Annotated in this window: 17 protein-coding genes and 1 pseudogene; 11 read left to right on the top strand and 7 right to left on the bottom strand. The window is 64.7% G+C overall.

All coding sequences use genetic code 11. The features are described from left to right. The first annotated feature begins 30 nt into the window (after nucleotides 1-30). A complete protein-coding gene (locus GC088_RS08300; RefSeq protein WP_323958546.1) occupies nucleotides 31-477 on the top strand; it encodes a SufE family protein in 447 nt (148 codons plus the stop codon). On the opposite strand, the gene GC088_RS08305 is transcribed toward GC088_RS08300, so the two are convergent. After that, nucleotides 463-1,704, bottom strand: coding sequence for an alpha/beta hydrolase family protein (locus tag GC088_RS08305; RefSeq protein WP_323958547.1), 1,242 nt, complete (start codon nucleotides 1,702-1,704; stop codon nucleotides 463-465). The two genes, GC088_RS08300 and GC088_RS08305, sit on opposite strands and share 15 nt — an antisense overlap. Nucleotides 1,705-1,809: 105 nt before the next feature. On the opposite strand from GC088_RS08305, the gene GC088_RS08310 reads away from it, so the two are divergent. The 9 genes and pseudogenes from GC088_RS08310 (at nucleotide 1,810) to GC088_RS08350 (ending at nucleotide 11,788) form a co-directional block, all read left to right on the top strand. Continuing rightward, nucleotides 1,810-2,301: a hypothetical protein gene (locus GC088_RS08310; protein ID WP_323958548.1), complete on the top strand. Its 492-nt coding sequence runs from the start codon at nucleotides 1,810-1,812 to the stop codon at nucleotides 2,299-2,301. 14 nt (nucleotides 2,302-2,315) lie between these two features. Next, nucleotides 2,316-2,753, top strand: a complete 438-nt coding sequence (msrB, locus tag GC088_RS08315) for a peptide-methionine (R)-S-oxide reductase MsrB (protein WP_323958549.1) — start codon at nucleotides 2,316-2,318, stop codon at nucleotides 2,751-2,753. A gap of 241 nt (nucleotides 2,754-2,994) precedes the next feature. Continuing rightward, nucleotides 2,995-4,338, top strand: a complete 1,344-nt coding sequence (locus tag GC088_RS08320) for a DUF6421 family protein (protein ID WP_323962007.1) — start codon at nucleotides 2,995-2,997, stop codon at nucleotides 4,336-4,338. Continuing rightward, nucleotides 4,335-5,054 carry an SDR family NAD(P)-dependent oxidoreductase gene (locus tag GC088_RS08325; protein WP_323958551.1) on the top strand — a complete coding sequence of 240 codons (720 nt, stop codon included), beginning with the start codon at nucleotides 4,335-4,337 and terminating at the stop codon, nucleotides 5,052-5,054. Before GC088_RS08320 ends, GC088_RS08325 begins: the two co-directional genes overlap by 4 nt. 84 nt (nucleotides 5,055-5,138) lie before the next feature. Further along, nucleotides 5,139-6,212 carry a threonine aldolase family protein gene (locus tag GC088_RS08330; protein ID WP_323958552.1) on the top strand — a complete coding sequence of 358 codons (1,074 nt, stop codon included), beginning with the start codon at nucleotides 5,139-5,141 and terminating at the stop codon, nucleotides 6,210-6,212. Nucleotides 6,213-6,338: 126 nt separating this feature from the next. Continuing rightward, nucleotides 6,339-6,968, top strand: coding sequence for a DUF3000 domain-containing protein (locus GC088_RS08335; protein ID WP_323962009.1), 630 nt, complete (start codon nucleotides 6,339-6,341; stop codon nucleotides 6,966-6,968). 89 nt (nucleotides 6,969-7,057) lie between these two features. Next, entirely contained in the window at nucleotides 7,058-8,350 is a 1,293-nt protein-coding gene (locus GC088_RS08340; protein ID WP_323958553.1) for an HRDC domain-containing protein, read from the top strand. 68 nt (nucleotides 8,351-8,418) lie between these two features. After that, a pseudogene (locus GC088_RS08345) lies at nucleotides 8,419-9,680 on the top strand (thiolase family protein). After that, on the top strand, nucleotides 9,677-11,788 hold the full coding sequence (locus GC088_RS08350; protein ID WP_323958554.1) for a 3-hydroxyacyl-CoA dehydrogenase NAD-binding domain-containing protein: 2,112 nt from the start codon (nucleotides 9,677-9,679) through the stop codon (nucleotides 11,786-11,788). The pseudogene GC088_RS08345 and the gene GC088_RS08350 overlap by 4 nt, the downstream one beginning before the upstream one ends. 60 nt (nucleotides 11,789-11,848) lie before the next feature. Here GC088_RS08350 and GC088_RS08355 read toward each other — a convergent pair whose 3' ends face one another. The 6 genes from GC088_RS08355 to GC088_RS08380 all read right to left on the bottom strand — a co-directional run bounded on the left by GC088_RS08355 (nucleotide 11,849) and on the right by GC088_RS08380 (nucleotide 19,578). Continuing rightward, nucleotides 11,849-12,811: an aldo/keto reductase gene (locus GC088_RS08355; RefSeq protein WP_323958555.1), complete on the bottom strand. Its 963-nt coding sequence runs from the start codon at nucleotides 12,809-12,811 to the stop codon at nucleotides 11,849-11,851. 80 nt (nucleotides 12,812-12,891) lie between these two features. After that, on the bottom strand, nucleotides 12,892-13,308 hold the full coding sequence (gene ndk, locus GC088_RS08360; RefSeq protein WP_323958556.1) for a nucleoside-diphosphate kinase: 417 nt from the start codon (nucleotides 13,306-13,308) through the stop codon (nucleotides 12,892-12,894). Nucleotides 13,309-13,371: 63 nt separating this feature from the next. After that, nucleotides 13,372-13,830 (bottom strand): DUF4233 domain-containing protein, encoded by a 459-nt coding sequence (locus GC088_RS08365; RefSeq protein WP_323958557.1) that lies wholly within the window; start codon nucleotides 13,828-13,830, stop codon nucleotides 13,372-13,374. Nucleotides 13,831-13,839: 9 nt separating this feature from the next. Beyond that, a complete protein-coding gene (locus tag GC088_RS08370) occupies nucleotides 13,840-15,204 on the bottom strand; it encodes a bifunctional folylpolyglutamate synthase/dihydrofolate synthase (RefSeq protein ID WP_323958558.1) in 1,365 nt (454 codons plus the stop codon). Beyond that, a complete protein-coding gene (ileS, locus tag GC088_RS08375; RefSeq protein ID WP_323958559.1) occupies nucleotides 15,201-18,500 on the bottom strand; it encodes an isoleucine--tRNA ligase in 3,300 nt (1,099 codons plus the stop codon). Before ileS ends, GC088_RS08370 begins: the two co-directional genes overlap by 4 nt. Nucleotides 18,501-18,822: 322 nt before the next feature. Next, nucleotides 18,823-19,578 (bottom strand): SDR family oxidoreductase, encoded by a 756-nt coding sequence (locus GC088_RS08380; protein WP_323958560.1) that lies wholly within the window; start codon nucleotides 19,576-19,578, stop codon nucleotides 18,823-18,825. Nucleotides 19,579-19,700: 122 nt separating this feature from the next. Between GC088_RS08380 and valS the strand changes: the two genes are divergently transcribed. Beyond that, a complete protein-coding gene (gene valS, locus GC088_RS08385) occupies nucleotides 19,701-22,337 on the top strand; it encodes a valine--tRNA ligase (RefSeq protein WP_323958561.1) in 2,637 nt (878 codons plus the stop codon). The last annotated feature ends 91 nt before the right edge of the window (nucleotides 22,338-22,428 follow it).

Consider the following 22,428-nt stretch of genomic DNA (forward strand, 5'->3'; position numbering starts at 1 on the left):
ACCCGGCCCGGGGCAATCGTAAGGATGGCAGTGGAGACAACCGCATTACCCCAGCAGCTCGCGGATATCGTTGACGATTTCCAGGCACTGTCCGAGCCGGACAGGCTGCAGCTGCTTCTTGAGTTCTCACGCGGGCTGCCGGCCCTGCCGGAGCATCTGCAGGACCACCCGGAGCTCCTTGAGCAGGTGGTTGAGTGCCAGAGCCCGCTCTTCCTGACGCTTGATATTGCCGACGACGCAGCGAAGTCTGTTTCGCTCTTCTTTTCGGCGCCTCCGGAGGCTCCCACCACCCGTGGATTCGCGGGCGTCCTTCAGGAGGGTCTGGATGGGCTTCCGGCAGCTGAGATTCTCGCTGTTCCCGACGACGTTCCGGAGCGGCTGGGCCTCACCCGCGCCATCACCCCGCTTCGCATGCGCGGCATGACCGCAATGCTCGGCCGGATCAAGCGCAAGATCCGGGAATCAGGAGCGGTTTAGCGTCCGGCTCGGGGCAGTGCGGCCGAAGACCTGCCGGCGAAGCCAGGCGGCGGTGACTGAGTCCCATCTCTCCGGGTCCACATTCCACTCCTTGGTGTGCCGGGCACGGTGGAACCGTTCGAGGGTCACAAAGGCGGGATTCCGTTCCGCAAGCTCAGCTGACGGCCCCACCGGGACAAACTCATCGTCTTCACTGTGCAGGATCAGCGTCGGAACGGTGACCTGGTCCGCCCGGGAGACCCAGTCCATGCTCTTCAGGTTCAGAGGGTTCGACAGGCCGGTCACCAGGCGCCCCATGCTGTTTGAGATGAGCCACTGTCCAAGCCGGCCCGCGGGAGCCGGGATGCGGTTGAGCTCGGCCTGGTGCGTAAGTACGTCCATCCAGTCAATGACGGGACCGTCCAGGACCAGCCCGCGGATCCGCGAACGATAGCGCGACACGTCTGCCACCTGCAGGCAGATGGCACCGCCCATCGACCAGCCGAAGAGGACTACGTCCTCGGCCCCATGTGCGAAGGCGTAGGCCATCGCCGCCTCGACGTCCTGCCATTCAGTCATCCCCAGCCCATACCTGCCGTCCGGGGCGAAGGGTGCTTCGCCGTCGTTCCGGTAGGACACGAGCAAACTCGCCATTCCAAGTTCCCGGGCTGTGCGCACTGCCCGTAGCCCTTCGGATCGCTGCACTCCCCTGCCGTGCACCATGATCGCCCAGGTAGTAGCCGGAGTTTCGGCTCGTACGAGCCACGCGGGAGCGGTTCCGCCTTCGACTGGGATGTCAATCCGTTCGTCAGCAAAGCCCAGGGCGGACGGCCGGGGGTAGACCGCACCGCTCCACCACCCACGAACCGCTGTTCGCAGGTCTCCGGAGTAGACGGTCTCGACGTCGCGCTGAACCGTTCCTTCCCGGGGAACATAGGAGCGGATTGCGCCGATACGCGCGTGCCCGCGGCCGCCGTCGAAATAGAGACTGTAGGTGCCCTCGATCGTGGTGTCCTCGTTTGCGGGCAGAATAACCTGCAGCCCGTCGCCGGCCTGTACTACGGCAAGGATCTCCAGATTCTCCTCGCGCTTGCGTGGAATCACCACCTCCCGCGCGAAGTGCGCAGCGAGGGCAGACGTAGCCGCGGCGACCACGGTACTTGCCGCTGCGCCGGTGCCAAGCCCAAGCACAGCCCAACGCAGCCAAGACTGGCGGTCAGGCACGGTTCCGGGAGAGCTGAAAGACATACGCCTATTCTTGCCCACCCGCAGAGCGCCCCGGTGCACGCGAACCATTTGGAGTGTCGCCGCAGCCCCTAGGTGCCGGTCGCGGTCAGGGCTAGTGTTGGCTTCATGGAGGAGACGATCGTTGTGCTTGCCGAGGTTCCCCTGCAGGAACCGGACGCCGTCAATCTGAAGACTCTCGCCGAGGCCGGCGACACCGCTTTCGTGGTGGTCATCCCCGAGGATAGCCACCGCAACGTCCTCAAGGAGTTCTTGCACCACCTGAGCCTTCTGGAATTCTCGGAGGCGTTCCAGGACCTGTCGCATGGACAACCAGGACGGGATGAGCTCAGTGCAGAGGCCAGGCACGCCCTGCAGCTCTCCCTCGACGTTCTGGACGGTGCGGGACTGAAGGCGGACGGCCTCACTGTTCCCGGAAACGCCGTCGAAGCCATGGTGCGTACGGTGACGGAACGCAATGCCCGGCAGGCCGTCGTCGTAACCCGGCCGCATGTCCTCGCGGACACACTCCATCGCGACTGGGCCAACCGCGCCCAGGACAAGCTCGGAGTACCTGTGCTGCACCTCTATGCGGGTTCGGGATTTATCGGCGACTCGTAGTCGTTGACGCAGATATGAACTCACCAGAATCCGCCCCGCACACCGGCTACACCCCCACAGTGGAAAAGACCGACGAGGAGTGGCGCCGCGAGCTTACGCCCGAGGAGTACTACGTACTGCGCCAGGCAGGTACTGAACGTCCCTTCACTGGGGAGTACCACGACACCCACACCAAGGGCGTTTACCAGTGCCGCGCCTGCGGACACGAGCTCTTCACCAGCAAGGAAAAGTTCGATTCCCACTGCGGTTGGCCGTCCTTCTGGGCACCGCTGGCCGAGGACCGCGTGCGCTACATCCGGGACCGTTCACTCGGGATGGAACGGATCGAGGTGCGCTGCGCCCGGTGTGATTCTCATCTGGGTCACGTCTTCGAGGGTGAGGGCTATGCAACTCCCACCGACCAGCGCTACTGCATCAACTCCATTTCCATGAAGCTGGTGCCGCAGGAATAGCCCGTCGAAGCGCCGGACCTGACTTCCGGGGTCGACCGCCAGCGGCCCTTCACCTCCGCGCACGGGGTGTTCCTCAATGAGTAAGATTTTCTTATGTTCATCCGATTCGAGCATTAGTCCATCTGTTTCTGTTGCTACTCTCGAAGCGCGAACAAAGCACAAGGAAATTCGAGTCTCATCAGGAGGAACAGTGACCCAGACCGTGGAACCCGGCACCGTTTCCGGCGCCGTAGCCGGCAACATATCTGAATCGCGACCGGAGCTTCTTCCCGCCTGGGCCGAATTGAAGGCCGCCGCTGCTTCCCTCCAGGAGCTGCAGGCCAAGGACGGATCGGTGGCAGATGAGAAGGACGTCCCGAGTGCCCGCGGCCATGCGGACACTATTGTGCGTGCCATTCAGGAGCTCGCGCCCGCCTTTCCGCACGATGCCGCCTATCTGGACGCCCTGGTGGAAGACTTCCGCCGCTGGATGGCAGCCGGCATGGGAGTTCCCGACTTTCTGGATTCCCTTGTGCAGTTCCAGCCGCAGCTGGGGCGTGTGAACGGACGCCGGCATCTGGTGGTCTTTCCCATGTACACGCAGAACGGCAGCACGAACCGCTTCGTGGAAGCAGTGCTCATCGAAATCGTCTGGCCCGACTTCATTGCTGAGCTCGAGGCGGGCGATTACTCGAACAAGCTTTTCGTGCCGATTCGGTTCCTCGATTTCACTCCGGGCTACGACACCAATTCCGCGGTCCTCTTTCCCGAAACGGTGGCGGTCCGTGAAACCCCGCGGTTCACATGGGGTGCCATCTTCGCCGACCGGGAAGCGGCACGCTTCCGCCGTGTAGTCAGCGCTGCGGCCGATATCACCCGCCTGGAACTTCCAGCGGAAGCGCAGGAGCTGTTGCAGGACCAGAAGCTGGCGGAAGAGACGTTCGTGATGTGGGACCTCATCCATGACCGGACCCATATGCGTGGTGACCTGCCCTTCGATCCGTTCATGATCAAGCAGCGGATGCCGTATTTCCTGTACTCCCTGGAGGAACTGCGGTGCGATCTCACGGCGTTCCGCGAGTCCGTTCGGGTCGCAGCGGATAAGGAAGCGTCCGACGACGCCCGCCGCCACGCGCGCCTGGTGCAGTACGCAGTGATCTTTGACCGGATCTTCCGTTTCGCGATCACCGGAAGCCGGGTACGCAATTACGACGGGCTCGGCGGCCAGCTCCTGTTTGCGTGGCTGCACCAGAACCACGTCCTGCACTGGACCGACACCACCCTTCGCATTGACTGGGAGGAGGTTCCCGGCGTCGTCATTGCACTCGGCGAGAAGATCCAGCAACTGTACTGGCGTTCCATTGACCGCCCGAAAACTGCCCACTGGCTGGCAGCCTATGAACTGGTGTCCGAGACGGTAACACCCCATCCGGCGTCCGTTTGGGCCAAAGGACCGGACGCGCTCCCGCTCGACGGCCCTCCACGCGGCCTCACCGACGCTGTCCTCGATGACGAGTTCCCCCTCTCGATGTTCTTTGAAGCTCTGGACAGGAAGATGAAGCCGGTCATCGAATCAACCTCCGGTATCACCGGGTCAAGCGCGTGAGCACGACGCCGAATGCTGTGCAGGGGCTCAACGTGCTGGTGGCCGGGGCCACCAGCCAGGCAGGCATCGCGGTCGTCGAGGCACTCGCCTCAGAATCGGCACGCGTCGTGGCAGTGGGCTCGGATTCGACCCGCCTGGAGCGGGCGCTGGGACATCTCAAGACAGTCCGGCTTCAGACCTGCGACCTGACCGACGGACGCGCGGTGGACCGGTTGGCCGCAGAACTACGAGCGGACGGACAACCCGCCGACGGACTGATCCACCTCGTGGGCGGCTGGCGGGGAGGCGGCGGAATCGCAGGCCAGTCAGATGCGGACTACGAGTTCCTTCACCGGTCCATCCTGACCACCCTTCGGAACACCACCCGCGCCTTCGTGTCCGACCTCCAGCAGTCCCGTCGGGGAAGACTGGCGATCGTGTCCGCGACCGCCGTCGACAACCCTGCCGCTGACAGCGCCTCCTACGCGGCAGTCAAAGCGGCAGCCGAGACGTGGGTTCGCGCCGTAGCCCAACAGTTCGCGGCGGACCCGGAAGCGGAGGCCGCGGCGTCGGTCCTGGTGGTGAAGGCGCTCGTAGACGATGTGATGCGTGCCCAACAACCCGACCGGCGCTTCCCCGGATACACCCACGTCCGCGACCTTGCTGCCGGAGTGCTGGACCTGTTCACGCAGACTGCCGCCGGAGTTAACGGGCAGAGAGTCCTTTTGACAAACTGACTCGCCTGCCCCCGGCGCTGTCCACCGAAACCATTTGCCCGATCCTCGGCCACGTCGAGATACCCGATACGAGATACTGAATTGGTGACTGACACCCTTCCTGCCACCGCACGCATCCACGATCCAGCTGTCCGCGGCTTCGCCTCTGACAACTATTCGGGCGTACATCCCGAGATTCTTGCCGCCCTGGCCGCAGCGAACGAAGGCCACCAGGTTGCCTACGGCGATGACGACTACACCCGCAGGCTCCAGGAACTGATGCAGGAGCACTTCGGTGAGGGCACCCGCGCCTATCCGGTGTTCAACGGTACCGGCGCCAATGTCCTGGGGCTGCAATCACTCCTCCCCCGCTGGGGCGCGGTGATCTGCGCGAGGACGGCCCACATCAACGTCGACGAGAACGGCGCACCCGAACGCATCGGCGGAATGAAACTGCTTGCCGTGGCCACTCCCGACGGCAAGCTGACGCCGCAGCTCATCGACCAGGAAGCCTGGGGTTGGGGTGACGAGCACCGTGCCCAGCCGCTGGCCGTCTCGATCACCCAGACAACGGAGCTGGGAACCCTCTACACCCCGGAGGAAATCCGCGCCATCGCCGACCATGTGCACGCCCGCGGCATGCATCTGCATATGGACGGTGCTCGTATCGCCAACGCGGCAGCAGCCCTCGACCTGCCGCTGCGCGCTTTCACGCGTGACGCAGGCGTGGACATCCTTTCGTTCGGCGGCACCAAGAACGGGTTGATGTTCGGCGAATGCGTGGTGGTCCTCAATCCTGCTGCCGTGACCGGCCTGGACTATCTGCGAAAGATGAATATGCAGTTGGCATCGAAGATGCGCTTCCTGTCGGCCCAGTTCGTCGCTCTGCTCGAGGATGGCCTGTGGCTGCGCTCTGCAAGGCACGCCAATGCCATGGCCGCCCGCCTGACTGCCGCCGTTGCCGGCATACCGGGGGTCACCGTGACGCAGCCGACGACGGCGAATGCCGTTTTTGCCATTCTTCCTGCCGGAGCCGCTGACCGGGTTCGTGGATACTTCCGCTTCTACGACTGGGACCAGGCAACGGGCGAGGTGCGCTGGATGTGCTCGTTCGATACAACGCCAGAGGATGTCGATGCCTTCGCCGAAGCCATCCGCCGGGAAGTCGGCTTCGCCTAGCCCTTGACATACGGCTCCGCCTAGCCCTTGACATACAGCGAACAGCCGGGGAGTGTTTGGCGCACCTTCCGGCGTGGCTGCCCGCGGAAGCATCGGGCACGGGTTTAACCTGCGAGAGTGAGCGCAATTGGTGACCTCTCGCAGGTTCCTCCTGAATTCCTGAATGCCCTGTCCGGACTGAGGCAGGCACGATGCCGTAGCGAACTTCGCCTGAACGAGATTCCGGCCCCCTCGCGCCTTGCCCCGTACGCCGTCGCGTTGGGCGCCGAGGTGCTCCAGGAGACAGAGCCAGGCAAGCCACCCGTCCACGGCCCGGCACGCGCAGCCCTCACGCAGGAGCATCCCGAGGAACTCGCAACCGGGCGCTTCATACTCCTCTACGATCCCGAAGGATCCGAGGTTTGGGACGGGACCTTCCGCATCGTCACCTACATCAGGGCCCAACTCGAACCGGACATGGGTAACGATGCCCTCCTCGGATCTGTCGCGTGGACGTGGCTGGTGGAAGCCCTTCAAACCCACAACGCGACCTACCGGGCGGCAGGTGGCACGGCCACCAGGATCCTGTCCGAAAGCTTCGGGTCACTGGCCGACCGCGCGGACACGATCGACATCGAACTGCGCGCATCCTGGACACCGGATTCGCACAGCGTTCGGCAACACCTGGAGGCCTGGGCAGACATGGTGTGCACCTTCGCCGGGTTGCCCCCGCTCCCTGAGGGAGTTGCCGCCCTGCCGAACCGCCGCCGCAGCTGATTGTGAGTCTGTTCCGCCGCACGAATACCAGCGCACTGCGGTGTAACGGCCCACGATCTTCGATACCGCACGGTTAGACTGGCTTAATCATGACCGTGCAGCATTCCGAGCCTGGCAGCGCCGCTGCAGGCGATGTCCTTCCCGCACCGGACCAATCTGCTCCGCTGCCCGTCCTCGAGGAACCTCGAGAAGGCGTTCCCTTCGTCATCGACACCCCCGCGGGACTTGAACGTGCAGCACGAATGCTGACCGCAGGATCCGGACCTGCCGGTGTGGACGCTGAACGGGCGTCGGGATTCCGTTACGGCCAGCGTGCCTTCCTCGTGCAGATCCGCAGGGAAGGCGCGGGTACCTGGCTTATCGACCCTGAACCCTTCGGCAACCTGTCAGTCATAAACGATGCGTTGGCCGGCGTCGAGTGGATCCTGCATGCCGCAACTCAGGACCTGCCGTGCCTGTCCGCCCTGGGGATGTGGCCTGACAAGCTCTTCGATACGGAACTCGCTGCCAGGCTCGCCGGTCTCCCCCGCGTCGGTCTGGCAGCCGTCATCGAGAACCTCCTGGGGTTCACGCTTGCCAAGGAGCACTCCGCTGCCGACTGGTCCCAGCGCCCCCTGCCCGAGCCATGGCTGCGCTACGCCGCTCTGGACGTCGAGGTCCTGGTCGAGCTGCGCGACCGTCTCGTAGAGCTGCTCGACCGGGACGGGAAACTGCAGTTCGCTGAGGAAGAATTCGAGCACATTCGGTCCAGCCCGCCGGCACCGCCGCGTCTCGATCCCTGGCGCAGGACGTCCGGCGTGCACCAGGTGCGGGACCGGCGGCAGTTGGCAGCCGTGCGCGAGCTGTGGCAGGAACGCGAAGCCCTCGCCCAAAAGCGGGACGTTGCCCCTGGCCGTCTCATTCCTGACTCCGCCATCGTGGCGGCGGCCCGCGCCATGCCCCAGACCGTTCCCCAGCTCCTCGCGGTCAACGGTTTCCACGGCCGCGCAGCGCAGCGGGAAGCACCGCGCTGGTTGCGCTGCATCTCGACGGCCCGTACCGCCCGCGATCTACCGGAACTGCAGCTGCCTACAAACGCTCCGCCGCCGCCACGCGTCTGGCCGGAAAAGGATCCAGCAGCAGCGGCACGACTTCAGACCGCGAAGCCGCGCGTGGCCGCTGTTGCTGACCGGTTGAACATGCCCGTCGAAAACCTTCTCACCCCCGACTTCCTGCGAAGGCTCGCCTGGCGTCCCCCCAGACCGATCGACCTGGACACCATCTCTGCTGCCCTGGCCGAACTCGGTGCCCGCAACTGGCAGATACAGCGAGTGGCCGCAGTCATCACTGTTGCCTTCCTCGATCCGGAACCACTGCAGCCGAAGCAATCGAAGGGTCAATAACTGCGCCTTGCGGCTTATGTTACTGGTGAGTAACATAAGGGCCTGATCCCACATCTCAACGAGGAGTGATTGTGCCCACACCAGCTGCAACCGCCGGTCAGCAGATTCGGGATGTCGTCTTCGTGGACGGTGTCCGCACGCCCTTCGGAAAGGCGGGCGATGCGGGCATTCACGCCCAGACCCGTGCCGATGACCTCGTGGTGAAGTGCATCCGCGAGCTTCTGCGACGTGTTCCGTCGTTGCCGCCCGAGCGCATTGACGACGTCGCGATTGCCGCCACCACCCAGACCGGCGACCAGGGCTTGACCATCGGACGAAGCGCTGCCCTGCTTGCGGGTCTTCCGCGCACGGTGCCCGGCTTCGCCGTCGACCGCATGTGTGCCGGCGCAATGACGGCTGTGACCACCACTGCCGCCGGGATCGCCATGGGTGCCTACGATGTTGTCGTGGCTGGTGGCGTGGAGCACATGAGCCACCATCCAATGGGCTCAGGCGTGGATCCGAACCCGCGATTCCTATCCGAGCGGCTGGTTGATCCCGCCGCTCTTTCCATGGGGAACACGGCCGAGAATCTCCATGACAGGTTTCCCGCGATCACTCGCGAGCGGGCCGATGCCTATGCCGCGGCAAGCCAGGCGAAGCTCGCCGCCGCCTACGAGCGGAACCAGATCCAGCCGGATCTGGTTCCGGTTGCCGGCAGGAAGCCCGGCTCCGGCTGGACGCTGCACCTGCAGGACGAGCCCCCGCGTCCGGGCACCACAGTCCAGGACCTGGCGGCGCTGCGCCCGCCGTTCCGACCCCACGGCAGGGTGACTGCCGGGAATTCCGCGGGATTGAACGACGGCGCCACTGCGGCGCTGCTGGCCTCAGAACAAACTGCCGCGGAGCTGGGCCTTCCGGTCAGGATGCGCCTGGTTTCATTCGCCTTCGCCGGAGTCGACCCGGAGGTGATGGGGGTGGGACCGGTTCCCTCCACCGAGAAGGCGCTGCGCCTGGCCGGGCTCACCATCGACGACATCGGCCTGATCGAGATCAATGAGGCGTTTGCGGTACAGGTCCTGGCGTTTCTTGATCACTTCGGCATTGCCGACGACGATACGCGGGTGAACAGGTACGGAGGAGCCATCGCGGTCGGGCATCCGTTGGCATCCTCGGGGTACGCCTGATGACCCAGCTCGCGAGGCAGTTCGAGGAGGACCGGCAGGTCCGCTACGGCATGACAACAATGTGCGTCGGCCTCGGAATGGGCGGCACGGTGATCTGGGAGAACCCGCACCATGCAGACTATTCGGGGAAGAGCGCAGCGAAATCAACGGAGGATGGGGCATGAGTTTTGAACGGTATGAGGAGCTTGCGGCGCTGGTACCGGACGAGGTGGTGACCCATTCTTTCGTGGAGGATGTTCAGCTCCCGGATGGTGGCGGGACGTTGGCCCTCATCACGCTCGACAATGGCCTGGACTCCAACAGGCCCACCACTCTTGGACCAAACACCCTCATCGAGTTCGGTCGCACACTTGAGGGCCTGAGGGACCGTGCGGACGCCGGAGAGCTGTCCGCGGTTGCCCTGACGGGCAAACCCTGTTTCCTTGCCGCCGGCGCCGACCTGTCCACGGTGAAGTCGCTGAAGGAGCGGCACCACGGGCGGCTGATGGCCGAACTGGGTCATGAGGCCTACGGCCTCCTCGGCACTCTTGGCGTACCGAGCTTCGCCTTCATTAACGGCGTTGCCCTCGGCGGAGGGTTGGAAATCGCCCTCGCGGCGGATTATCGGACGGTGTCCTCGGGAGCCGGCAGCATAGGGCTGCCGGAAGCCTTCATCGGACTGGTCCCCGGCTGGGGTGGCGTATGGCGGCTCCCCCGGCTGACCGGTCCAGCTGCAGCAATCACTGTGATGATTGAGAATCCCCTGAGCAACAACAGGACGCTGGATGGGCGCAAGGCCTTCGAGCTTGGGATCGCGGACGCGCTCTTTGAGCCGGCGGACTTCCTGGAGCAATCCGTCGCCTGGGCAGCGGGCATCTTGGCTGACTCCTCCGACGTACGGGCCAGGCGCGCCGCCCTTGCCCGGTACGACGACGGCGAGTGGGAGGCTGCCGCTGTGGCCGGGCGCACCTTCGTCGAAGCCAGGACCTCAAACGCCGCACCCGCTCCCGGCAAGGTGCTCGACCTGTTCGAAGCATCGCGCACGCGTAGCCGCGAAGACTCTGCTGCAGCCGAGTGTGAGGTGCTTACGGAGCTGATGCAGTCTCCGGAGTTCCACGCCACGGTGTACGCCTTCCTTGAGCTTGTGCAGAAGCGGGCCAAGCGGCCGGCAGGCGCACCTGACCGCAGCCTCGCCCGGCCTGTCACGAAGGTCGGGGTCGTGGGAGCAGGACTTATGGCCAGCCAGCTTGCCCTGCTGTTTGCCCGCAGGCTTGGAGTGCCGGTGGTTCTGACCGACCTCGACCAGGACCGTGTAGACAAGGGCGTAGCCTGGGTACGGGGAGAGGTTGACAAGCTTGCCGCGAAGAAGCGGCTGTCGCCGGACCAGGCGAACCGCATCAGGGCCCTGGTCACGGGATCGGTCTCAAAGGCCGCGTTCGCAGATGCTGATTTCGTCATTGAAGCGGTCTTCGAGGAACTCGAGATCAAGAGGCAGGTCTTCGCGGAGGTCGAGGAGGTCGTTGCGCCCGAATGCGTCCTGGCCACCAATACATCGTCGTTGTCCGTGGCTGCCATGGCGGAGGGTTTGCGCCACCCCGAACGGGTCGTCGGGTTCCACTTCTTCAATCCGGTAGCGGCCATGCCGCTTCTGGAGATTGTGAAGGCCCCGTCCACCGCCGATGAGGTGCTGGCTACCGCTTTCGCCGTCGGAAAGGAGCTGAAGAAGAATGCCGTGCTGGTACGCGATGCACCGGCCTTCGTCGTCAACCGCATACTGGGCCGGATGTTCGGCGAGATCACCGCCGCCTTCGATGAGGGCACGGACGCTGCCACCGCCGACTCCGCTCTGAAACCCATGGGCCTGCCCATGACACCGTTCAAGCTCCTTGAACTGGTGGGCCTCCCCGTTGGACAGCACGTACAGGAGTCGCTGCAGGCAGCCTTCGGCGGCAGGTTCTACGTCTCGAAGAACCAACAGGTCCTCGTTGAGGCAGGGAAGAAGGGGCTGTGGGAGCAGGACGAGGCCGGAAACGACACCGTTCCTGAAGCTACGCTCGCGCTCCTGACCTTCGGGTCGTCGCCGTCGACGTCGGAGCAGGTGCTGCAGCGCACGCAGGACGCCCTCGCCGACGAAATCGGCAGGATGCTTGAGGAGGGCGTGGTATCCGCGCCTGAGGACATCGACCTGTGCATGATCCTCGGGGCCGGTTGGCCGATGCATCTCGGAGGAATCACCCCGTACCTGGACCGGGTTGGTGCGTCGGAGCGGGTGCTCGGGAGCACGTTCCACTAGCGGGGGAATTCCGGGCGGGATCAGCTCCACCATCTCTTTCCCTGTCTATGCAGGAGCTGTCTATGCAGGCCCCGGAAAGATGTGGTCGAGCTCCTCGAGATCAGCCTGCGTAGGCACCCAGCACACGGCTTCCGCGTTCTGCCTCACTTGCTCGGGCCTCGTGGCTCCCGCGATGACGCTCGCTACGGTGGGGCGGCTCGCAAGCCATGAAAAGGCGGCCTGCAGTTCGGTCAGGGAGCGTGCGCGGGCATAGGCGCTGAAGTCGGCCAGCTGTTCCCAGTTTGCCTGGTCGAGCAGGTGGGTGCGGGAATGGGTGAGCCTGCTCCCGGCCGGCGCCTTCCCGGAGCTGTACTTGCCCGTCAGCAGTCCGTTGGCGAGCGGGAAGTAAGGAAGAACGCCCAAGCCGTAGGCGTCGGCTGCCCGAACCACTTCACGCTCAATGCCGCGTTCAAGCAGGTTGTAGTGGTTCTGGGCTGAGATGAACCGGGTGGAACCAAGCTGCCTGGCGACGAACTCGGCTTGGGCAACCTGCCAGCCGGCGAAGTTCGAGTGGCCGATGTAGCGGACCTTTCCGCTCTGTACGAGGGAGTCGAGCGCGGAGAGTGTTTCTTCGATCGGCGTGGCAGGGTCCGGCGAATGGTATTGGTAGAGGTCGATCCATTCGGTGTTGAGCCGTTTCAGGGAGGCTTCTACCGCCTTGACGATGTACCGGCGGGACCCCCGCGCACCCCAATCCGCACCGTTGGCGCCCCGAAGGTCGAGACCGAATTTGGTGGCGAGTATGACGTCGTCGCGGTTGCGTCCCAGTGCCCGCCCGAGCAGTTCCTCGCTCACGCCGGGAACCCGGCCGTAGGAGTCTGCCACGTCGAAGAGCGTGATGCCCGTCTCCAGGGCCGCCCCCACCACGGCGGTTGCGCCGCGCTGCGATTCGGACGCGGTCCCTGGCCGGCCAAGGTTGTTGCACCCCAGGCCGACCACGGAGACGCTCAGGCCGGATGTACCAAGTCTGCGATATTCAGTCATGCTCCCCACGCTATCAACGGCGCAGTCACCTGCGCCGTTGATAGGAATTCGGGCCGGGCGGTGAGTTCCACCCGTGGGGATCAGTTGAACCAGATAGCGATTTCCTTTTCGGCCGATTCCGGGGAGTCGGATCCGTGCACAAGGTTCTGCTGTACCTTCAGTCCCCAGTCGCGGCCGAAGTCACCGCGGATGGTGCCCGGTGCCGCCGTCGTCGGATCGGTTGTTCCGGCCAGCGAGCGGAAGCCCTCGATGACCCGCTCGCCCTCGAAGATCGCGGCGACGACCGGGCCGCTCAACATGAATTCGACCAGCGGCTCGTAGAAAGGCTTGCCGACGTGCTCGGCGTAGTGCTCCTCAAGCATGCCGCGGGTTGCATTGACGAGCTTCAGGTCGGCGAGCGTGTAGCCCTTCGCCTCGATCCGAGCAACAATCGCGCCGCTGAGCCCGCGCGAAACGCCGTCGGGCTTGACCAGTACCAGGGTGCGCTCAGCACTCATTCTTCATTCCTCCGATAGGGTTTTGTGCGACCGGATGACCGGTCCTCTCCACCGACGACTCTACTAAAGGGATTGCTGTCCGCCGTTGTCCGGAGCGGGATTTGCGCGTTCCCACTCGGCCTGTGCGCGGTCACGCTCGACGTTCTCCCGGTCCAAGCGCGCTCCCGTCCGCACGGCGTACAGCCATGCGAAGGCGAAGAGTGCGCCGACGAGGAACATCATCGGCTCTGCGAAGCCTGTTGCAATGATGAGCACCTGCAGCACCCAGCCGAGCGAGATTCCGAAGGGCTTCGTGAGCACTGCGCAGGCGGCGACCAGCAGCGCGCTCAGTGCCAGCCCGAAGCCGAGAATCAGGCCGACCGGTATGGAATCACCGCGCAGACCGAACACAACGAGCGTCGCAAACAGCACGACGAAGGCTTCCAGCAGGAGCACTGTCGACGCGAACATGACGCGGATCGACCGGCGCTTCTTCGGCATGCCGGGGCGCCATTCGCGCTGCGCCCTGGTCTGACGAACCATGCGTATCTCCTACTTCCCCAGTAGGGTGCGGGCTTCGCCCACCACCGTGATGGATCCGGTCACGAGCACTCCGCCACCGAGGTCTCCGCTCTCCTCGGCAGTGATGACAGCCCACTCGAGGGCGTCGTCCAACCGTTCGGCGACATGGATGCGGTCGTCGGCGAAGCCTGCCGCCAGTGCCGCCTGCCGCAGATCCTCGGCAGGGATGGCACGCGGCGAGTTGGATTGTGTAAGGCAGACATCCTCGAGCACGCCTCCAAGCTCCTCGTGCAGTTCGGCGAGGATCGCTTCTGCGTCCTTGTCCTGCAGTACTCCGATCACGAGGACCAGCCGGCTGAATTCGAAAGCTTCGCTGATCGCCTTCGCCGAGGCGCGTGCGCCGGCGGCGTTATGGGCTGCGTCGACCAGGATGCTGGGAGCGGTGCGCACCAGTTCCAGCCGTCCGGGCGAGGTAACGACCCGCAGGCCGTCGCGAACGACGTCGGCATCCAGCTCCCGGGTTCCCCCGCCGATGAACGCCTCCACTGCTGCGATGGCGACTGCAGCGTTCTGCGCCTGATGCTCCCCGTGCAGAGGCAGGAGGAGATCCTCGTAGCGCCCGGCAATGCCGGCCACGGTGATCTGCTGGCCGCCGACGGCAATTTTGCGGTCCTCCACTCCGAACTCGACGCCCTCGAAGCGGAACTCCACGCCTGCTTCCCTCGCCTTGTCCAGGAGAACCTGGGCCGCGTCCGCGGGTTGGGCCGCGCTCACGAGGAACCCGCCCGGCTTTATGATCCCGGCCTTCTCGACCGCGATCTCGCCAGGCGTGTCGCCCAACAGCTCGGTGTGGTCGAGCGAGATGGGGGTAACAACGGATACGACGCCGTCACCGACGTTGGTCGCGTCGGTGATCCCGCCGAGCCCCACCTCGATGACCGCGACGTCCACCGGCTCATCAGCAAAGATCGCGAAGGCCAGGATGGTCACGCATTCGAAGTAGGTCAGCCGCGGCTCGCCCGCGGCATCCAGCTCAGCATCGACAATCTGCAGGTAGGGGCGGATTTCGTCCCAAATCCGGACGAAGGTCTCGTCGGCCACCGGCTCGCCGTCGATGCTGATGCGCTCCGTCACCTTCGACAGGTGCGGACTCGTGTACCGTCCGGTGCGCAGGTCGTGCGCGCGGAGCAGCCCCTCGATCATACGCGCGGTGGAGGTTTTCCCGTTGGTTCCGGTGATGTGGATGATCGGTACCGCCCGGTTGGGCTCACCAAGGATCTCCATCGCCCGGAACAAGGGCGCCATGCGAGGCTCCATCTTGTTCTCCGGAGCACGGCTCAGGAGCTCCGCGTAGACGCTCTCCACCGAGAACTGGTCAATGTGTTCCGAACTCATGCCTGACGCGCCACCTTCACCACGACTCCGTCCGTCTCTACCGCCGCAGCCGCGACAAGTTCCAACTCAGCGGTCAGAGTCTCGCGCTTGACCAGCTCGGAATGGGCTTCCAGCGCCGCCAGTGTTTCAGCACCGGCTTGAACCGTGGTCACCACGCGGTCGCTAATGTGGAAGTCCGCATCGCGGCGGGCCTGCTGTATGGAGCGGATCACGTCGCGAGCCGTACCCTCCGAGGCTAGTTCCGGGGTCACTTCCGTGTTGAGCACCAGGAAGCCGCCACCGGGAAGGACCGCCGCAGCGGTAGCACCGGCGTCGCCGTCGCTGTCGCTCTGGACCACTGTCTCCAGGGTGTACTCATTCGGTTCAAGGGCGAGCCCGCCCGCGGTGACCGCACCGGCATCGTCGACAAACCAGTCCCCCGCCTTGGCGGCCTTGATGGCGGTCTGGACGTTCTTGCCGAGACGCGGGCCGGCTGCCCGGGCGTTGACCGCCAGTCGCTGCGTGATGCCGAACTCCTCGGGCGAGGCGTCTGCGGAGTCGATCAGGCGGACAGCCTTGATGTTCAGCTCGTCGGCGATGATGGCCTGGTACTGGCCCTCAAGGTCCCCTGCGTTCGGCGCAACGACAGTCAGATCCGCAAGCGGCAGCCGGACACGAAGGTTGGCGGCCTTGCGGAGGCTGGATCCGGTGGAGCAGATTTGCCGCGTGCGCTCCATGCGCTCCACCAGCTCGGGTGCGGAAGCGAACGACGACGGCTCCACCCAATCGGTCAGGTGAACCGAACGGCCTCCCGTCAGCCCCCGCCAGATCTCTTCGGTCACCAGCGGCAGGAGCGGCGCAGCCACGCGGCACACCGCCTCAAGGCAGGTGAACAGCACGTCGAAGGCGTCGGTGTCCTCGTCGAAGAAACGCTGGCGGCCGCGACGCACATACCAGTTTGTGAGGGTGTCCAGGTAGCGGCGCAGCGCTTCGCAGGCGTCGCTGATGTTGAACGCATCCAGGGATGCGGTCATGTCCTCCACCAGGTTTGCGGTGTAGGCGAGGATGTAGCGGTCCAGGGGGTCCTGCAGGTTCTGCGCGTCCTCGGGGCTGACCATCTTCGCCTCATAACCGGCCCCACCGGCGGCGGCGTTGGTGTAGAGGCGGAAGAAGTGCCAGACGTTCCATAGTGGCAGGATCACCTGGCGCACGCCGTCACGGATCCCCTGCTCGGTGACGATCAGGTTGCCGCCCCGAAGGATCGGTGACGCCATGAGGAACCACCTCATGGCATCGGCACCGTCGCGGTCGAGCACTTCGGAGACATCCGGGTAGTTCTGCAGGCTCTTGGACATCTTCTGCCCGTCAGAACCCAGTACGATGCCGTGGCTGATGACGTTCTTGAACGTGGGACGGTCGAACAAGGCGGTGGCGAGGATGTGCAGGGTGTAGAACCAGCCGCGGGTCTGGCCGATGTACTCGACGATGAAGTCGGCCGGGTTGTGGGACTCGAACCAGTCCTCGTTCTGCATCGGGTAGTGCACCTGCGCATACGGCATGGAGCCGGAATCGAACCAGACGTCCAGCACGTCCGGCACCCTGCGCATGGTGGACTGCCCCTCAGCCGGTGTCCTTGGGTCGTCCGGGTTGGGGCGGGTCAGTTCATCGATGAAGGGGCGGTGCAGGTCGATTTCACCCTCACCGTTACGGGGCAGCCGGCCGAAGTCGCGTTCGATCTCCTGCAGCGAGCCGTACACGTCGGTGCGCGGGTAGGTGGGGTCATCCGACACCCAGACCGGGATCGGGCTTCCCCAGTAGCGGTTGCGGCTGATCGACCAGTCGCGGGCGTTCTCCAGCCACTTGCCGAACTGACCGTCCTTGACGTTGTCCGGGATCCAGTTGATCTGTTGGTTGAGCTCGACCATGCGGTCCTTGATCTTGGTCACCTCGACGAACCAGGAGGACACCGCGCGGTAGATCAGCGGATTGCGGCAACGCCAGCAGTGGGGGTAGCTGTGCACGTAACTGGACTGGCGTACCAGCCGGCCGGCGTCGCGCAGGACGCGTGTGATGGTCTTGTTGGCCTCGAAGACCTGCAGGCCCACGATGTCGGCGAGGGGGCCCTCGCCGAAGAGCGGCAGGAAGCGTGCGCCCTCGTCGACCGAAAGGATCACCTGAATTCCGGCTTCCTCACAGATCTTCTGGTCCTCTTCACCGTACGCGGGTGACTGGTGGACGATACCGGTACCGTCCGTCGTCGTAACGTAGTCGGCTACCAGGAAGCGGAAGGCGTTGCGGTAGCCCCCGCGCTCCGGGTCGACCAGGTAGTCCCACAGCGGTTCGTATTCGAGGCCGCCCAGCTCATGGCCGCGGTGCGTCCCGGTGACCGCTGCGCGGGCTTCGTCCGCGGAGGCATAGCCCAGGTCCTTCGCGTAGCCGCTGAGCAGTTCCTCGGCGAGGAGGAAGCGGCGGCCACTGAAATCCCCGGCACCCGGGACCACGACATAGTGGATTTCGGGCCCGACTGCCAGCGCCGCGTTGGTGGGCAGTGTCCACGGAGTGGTGGTCCAGGCCAGGGCTTCCACGCCGGCCAATTCCTTCGACAGCTCGGAGTCCGCGGCGAGGATAGGGAACGTCACCGTGACGGTCTGGTCCTGGCGGTCCTGGTAGACGTCGTCATCCATGCGGAGCTCGTGGTTGGAGAGCGGCGTCTCGTCTTTCCAGCAGTACGGAAGCACCCGGTAGCCGTTGTAGGTGAGGCCCTTGGCGTGCAGGGTCTTGAAAGCCCACAGCACCGACTCCATGTACTCGACGTTGAGGGTCTTGTAGTCGTTTTCGAAGTCCACCCAGCGTGCCTGGCGGGTCACGTAGTCGCGCCACTCCCCCGCGTACTTCATGACCGAGGCGCGGCAGGCCTCGTTGAACTTGTCGATGCCCATGGCTTCGATCTGCTTCTTGTCGCTCATCCCGAGCTGCTTCATGGCCTCAAGCTCAGCGGGGAGCCCATGCGTGTCCCAGCCGAAGCGGCGTTCCACCCGGCGGCCGCGCTGGCTCTGGTAGCGGCCCACCAGGTCCTTGGCGTACCCGGTCAGCAGGTGACCGTAGTGCGGCAGGCCGTTGGCGAAAGGCGGACCATCGTAGAAGACGAATTCGTTGGACCCGTTCTCCCCCGCGTCACGCTGGTCGATGGAGGCCTGGAAGGTGCCGTCCGATTCCCAGTAGCTGAGCACGCGCTGCTCGAGATCCGGGAACCGTGGAGAAGCTGATCCGGAAACCTCGGGATCAGCGGCGGAAGCCTTGGGATAAGTCTGTGACATGGAATGCGTCCTGAAGCTGGCGGATGGAGTTACGGGCAGGGGTGGCTTGTCTGCAAGGACGAATCCGTTCAAGGCCCTAGCCCGTAAACGCATCCGCGGTACCACCTCGCTTGCCCCACCGTCCCGCCCCGACTTCGGGCAGGCTGGAAAGGCCGCTTCATGACTGCTGTGACGGGCTTACCCGTCCGGTTCTACTGGCCCGAAGGCTCGGGGGTTCTTCCGGAAGCTCACCGGTGATGGCCGGGTCGATGCTGGTACTGGCAATTCTAACGGGCAGCTCAGGATAGGGCGAACCATCGAACCCTGTCCCCGCGAGAACGGCTCAGCCCTTGCGGACAACCTTGTGGGCGGCGGCCTGCGCCACCGGCCGCACCACGATCTCATCGAGGTTCACGTGGTGGGGCACAGAGACCGCATAGGCCACGATGTCGGCAATATCCTCAGCCGTAAGCGGCTTTTCAACGCCGGCATAGACCTTCTCTGCCGCTTCCTCGCTGCCAAGCCGGTTCAGGGAGAACTCCTCGGTGTAGACCATGCCAGGAAGCACCTCAATGACCCGGAGGTTGTTCTCCACCTCCTCAAGCCTCAGCGCCCGCGTCATGGCGCGCTGCGCTGCCTTGGCCGCGTTATAGCCGGCGCCTCCCTCATAGGAGACGAGCGCCGCCGTCGACGTCAGGTTGAGCACCGTGCCTTCGCCGTGTTCCCGCAGCATCGGCAGGAAGGCGCGCGTGAGTTTCATGGTGCCGAGAACGTTGACGTTGTACATCCACTCCCAGTCATCGGTTCGGGCGTCCGCGACCCAGTCAGTACCGCGGGCACCGCCCGCGATGTTGATCAGGGTGTCGATTCCGCCGGCAGCGGCAACCTGCTCCACCATGCGGGCCACGCCGCCGTCGTCGGTGATATCCAGCGCCACGGGAATTGCGCCGGTGTCACCGGCCAACTGCTCGAGCCGTTCACCGCGGCGGGCAACGGCCCAGACCTTCCACCCTTCCTGGGCGAGCCTGCGCACGGTCGCCTCACCGATTCCGGTACTTGCACCGGTGACTACTGCTGACCTGACCTGTCGCTCAACCATGACATCCAACCTAGCCCACCACCCCGGCGTCGGGCATCAGGCTCTATCGCGGCCGAATCCGCCGCTGGGACGGGAATCATGAGATGAACCGGCCCCGGAGTCCGCTCTGAGACAATTGATCCATGGCAAACATCAACGAGGGTACAGACACGCCCGCATCCGCCCCCACCAACGTTCCGGACAAGCCCGCTCTTGAGGGTCTTGAAGCCGCGCTGGACCAGCGCTGGCGCTCCGAAGGAACCTACGCCTTCAACCCGGAAACCACGCGTGACGAGGTCTATTCCATCGACACGCCGCCGCCCACCGCGTCGGGCTCCCTGCACGTTGGCCACGTCTTCTCCTACACGCAGACCGACGTCCTCGCCCGCTATCAGCGTATGAAGGGCAAGAACGTCTTCTACCCGATGGGCTGGGACGACAACGGCCTGCCCACCGAGCGACGTGTGCAGAACTACTACGGAGTGCGCTGCGATCCCTCAGTGCCATACAACGCCGACTACCGTCCTCCGGCCCAGCCTGCGAAGAACCAGCGCGACTTCGACGTCGTGTCGCGCCGGAACTTCATTGAGCTCTGCGAGGAGCTGGCTGTCGAGGACGAAAAGGTCTTCGAGAACCTGTTTGCCTCCCTCGGCCTTTCGGTCGACTGGAACCTCACCTACCGGACCGTCGATTCCACCTCCCGCGCTGTTTCCCAGCGTGCGTTCCTGGAGAACTTCAAGCAGGGCGATGCCTACCTCGCCGAGGCGCCCACCCTCTGGGATGTCACCTTCCGGACCGCCGTGGCGCAGGCCGAGCTCGAGGACCGGGAAATGCCCGGCGCCTACTACCGGTATCCGTTCCAGGCCGCCGACGGCACGCAGATCCATATCGAGACCACCCGGCCCGAACTCCTTGCCGCCTGTGTGGCGCTCGTGGCACACCCCGACGACGAGCGCTACCAGCCGTTGTTCGGCACCACCGTGACCTCTCCCCTGTTCGGTGTCGAGGTCGAGGTTAAGGCGCACCCGCTCGCCAAGCCGGACAAGGGCGCGGGCATCGCGATGGTCTGCACCTTCGGTGACCTCACCGACGTCACCTGGTGGCGCGAGCTGGACCTGCCCACGCGCGCCATTGTGGGCCGCGACGGCCGAATCCTGGCCGAGGCGCCTGAATGGATTACGACGGCGGAGGGCCGGGAAAACTACGAGCGCATCGCCGGCAAGACGGTCTTCTCCGCGAAGGAGGCCGTGGCGGAGCTGCTTGCGGAAGCGGGCCTGCTCGACGGCGAGCCGAAGAAGATCACCCACCCGGTCAACTTCTATGAAAAGGGTGACAAGCCCCTCGAGGTCGTCACCAGCCGCCAGTGGTACATCCGCAATGGCGGTCGGGATGCTGAGCGCCGCGAGCGTCTGATCTCCCGTGGCCGCGAGATCGATTTCCATCCTTCGTTCATGCGCAGCCGGTACGAGAACTGGATTGAGGGCCTCAACGGTGACTGGCTGATTTCCCGCCAACGCTTCTTCGGCGTACCGATCCCCGTGTGGTACGCACTCGACGAGGCCGGGACCCCTGATTACGCCAACCCCATCCTTCCCTCGGATGAGATGCTGCCGGTGGATCCGGTCGCAGAGCCTGCACCCGGCTACAGCCAGGACCAGCGCGATACGCCGGGCGGCTTCACCGGTGACCCTGACATCCTCGACACCTGGGCGACGTCCTCGCTGACTCCTCAGATTATCGGTGGCTGGTCGCGCGACGAGGACCTCTTCGCGAAGGTCTACCCGTTCGACCTGCGACCGCAGGGGCACGACATCATCCGCACGTGGCTGTTCTCGTCGGTGGTCCGCGCAGATTCCCTACTGGACTCCGCTCCCTGGAAGCACGCCGCAATCTCGGGCTGGATCCTGGATCCGGATCGGAAGAAGATGTCCAAGTCGAAGGGCAACGTGGTGGTGCCCACCGACGCGCTGGACCAGTTCGGGGCCGACGCCGTCCGCTACTGGGCTGCGTCGGCGAAGCTCGGTGCGGACACCGCCTATGAGGTTGCCCAGATGAAGATCGGGCGCAGGCTGGCAATCAAGCTGCTCAACGCCTCGAAGTTCGTGCTCGGCCTCGGCGCAACGGAGGCGGACATTGTCTCGGACGACGCCGCTGCGGTGACCAACCCGTTAGACCGATCCCTTTTGGCCTCTCTCGATGAGGTGGTACAACAGGCCGGTGCAGCTTTTGACAAGTACGACTATGCGCGTGCACTCCAGCTCACGGAGACGTTCTTCTGGTCGTTCACTGACGACTATGTAGAGCTGATCAAGGACCGCGCGTACGGAAGCGTTGGAGAGGTCGAGAAGGCTTCCGTCCTGGCCGCGCTGGCCACCACCCTGGACAGGCTTCTACGCCTGTTCGCTCCCATCCTGCCGTTTGCGACCGAGGAAGTTTGGAGCTGGTGGCGCAGCGGATCTGTGCACCGGGCTTCCTGGCCCCAGGCAGGAGCGCTCTCCGCATCCGCGCTCGATGCGGACACCGGAATGCTCGCCACGGTTGGGGCTGCCCTCGGAGGGCTGCGCAAGGCAAAGTCCGAGGCAAAGGTAAAGCAGCGCACCGAAGTGCTCTCGGCCGTCATCAGCGGCTCGGAGGACCAGGTGCGGCAGCTTGACGCCGCCCGCTCCGACCTTGGGGCTGCGGGCAATGCGAAGAGCCTGGAGCTTAGGGTGCACGAGGGTGAACTGAGCGTCAGCGACGTTCACCTGGCACCTGCGGAAGAGGCGAACAGCGCCTCCTGACTGGAGTCACAGAACGAGTGAGCCCTCCGGCGTCCTGGACGCTGGAGGGCTCACTCATTTTGCTCGGCAATCTTTGCCCCTGCCGGGTGGC

This window comes from Arthrobacter sp. JZ12 (genome assembly GCF_035189165.1).
Classification (GTDB): Bacteria; Actinomycetota; Actinomycetes; order Actinomycetales; family Micrococcaceae; genus Arthrobacter_D.

Excerpts from the sequence above, each read along its gene's own strand:
- GC088_RS08305 (WP_323958547.1), bottom strand. The coding sequence starts at position 1,704 with ATGTCTTTCAGCTCTCCCGGAACCGTGCCTGACCGCCAGTCTTGGCTG.
- GC088_RS08310 (WP_323958548.1), top strand. The coding sequence starts at position 1,810 with ATGGAGGAGACGATCGTTGTGCTTGCCGAGGTTCCCCTGCAGGAACCG.
- msrB (WP_323958549.1), top strand. The coding sequence starts at position 2,316 with ATGAACTCACCAGAATCCGCCCCGCACACCGGCTACACCCCCACAGTG.
- GC088_RS08340 (WP_323958553.1), top strand. The coding sequence starts at position 7,058 with ATGACCGTGCAGCATTCCGAGCCTGGCAGCGCCGCTGCAGGCGATGTC.
- GC088_RS08350 (WP_323958554.1), top strand. The coding sequence starts at position 9,677 with ATGAGTTTTGAACGGTATGAGGAGCTTGCGGCGCTGGTACCGGACGAG.
- GC088_RS08355 (WP_323958555.1), bottom strand. The coding sequence starts at position 12,811 with ATGACTGAATATCGCAGACTTGGTACATCCGGCCTGAGCGTCTCCGTG.
- ndk (WP_323958556.1), bottom strand. The coding sequence starts at position 13,308 with ATGAGTGCTGAGCGCACCCTGGTACTGGTCAAGCCCGACGGCGTTTCG.
- GC088_RS08365 (WP_323958557.1), bottom strand. The coding sequence starts at position 13,830 with ATGGTTCGTCAGACCAGGGCGCAGCGCGAATGGCGCCCCGGCATGCCG.
- GC088_RS08370 (WP_323958558.1), bottom strand. The coding sequence starts at position 15,204 with ATGAGTTCGGAACACATTGACCAGTTCTCGGTGGAGAGCGTCTACGCG.
- ileS (WP_323958559.1), bottom strand. The coding sequence starts at position 18,500 with ATGTCACAGACTTATCCCAAGGCTTCCGCCGCTGATCCCGAGGTTTCC.
- GC088_RS08380 (WP_323958560.1), bottom strand. The coding sequence starts at position 19,578 with ATGGTTGAGCGACAGGTCAGGTCAGCAGTAGTCACCGGTGCAAGTACC.
- valS (WP_323958561.1), top strand. The coding sequence starts at position 19,701 with ATGGCAAACATCAACGAGGGTACAGACACGCCCGCATCCGCCCCCACC.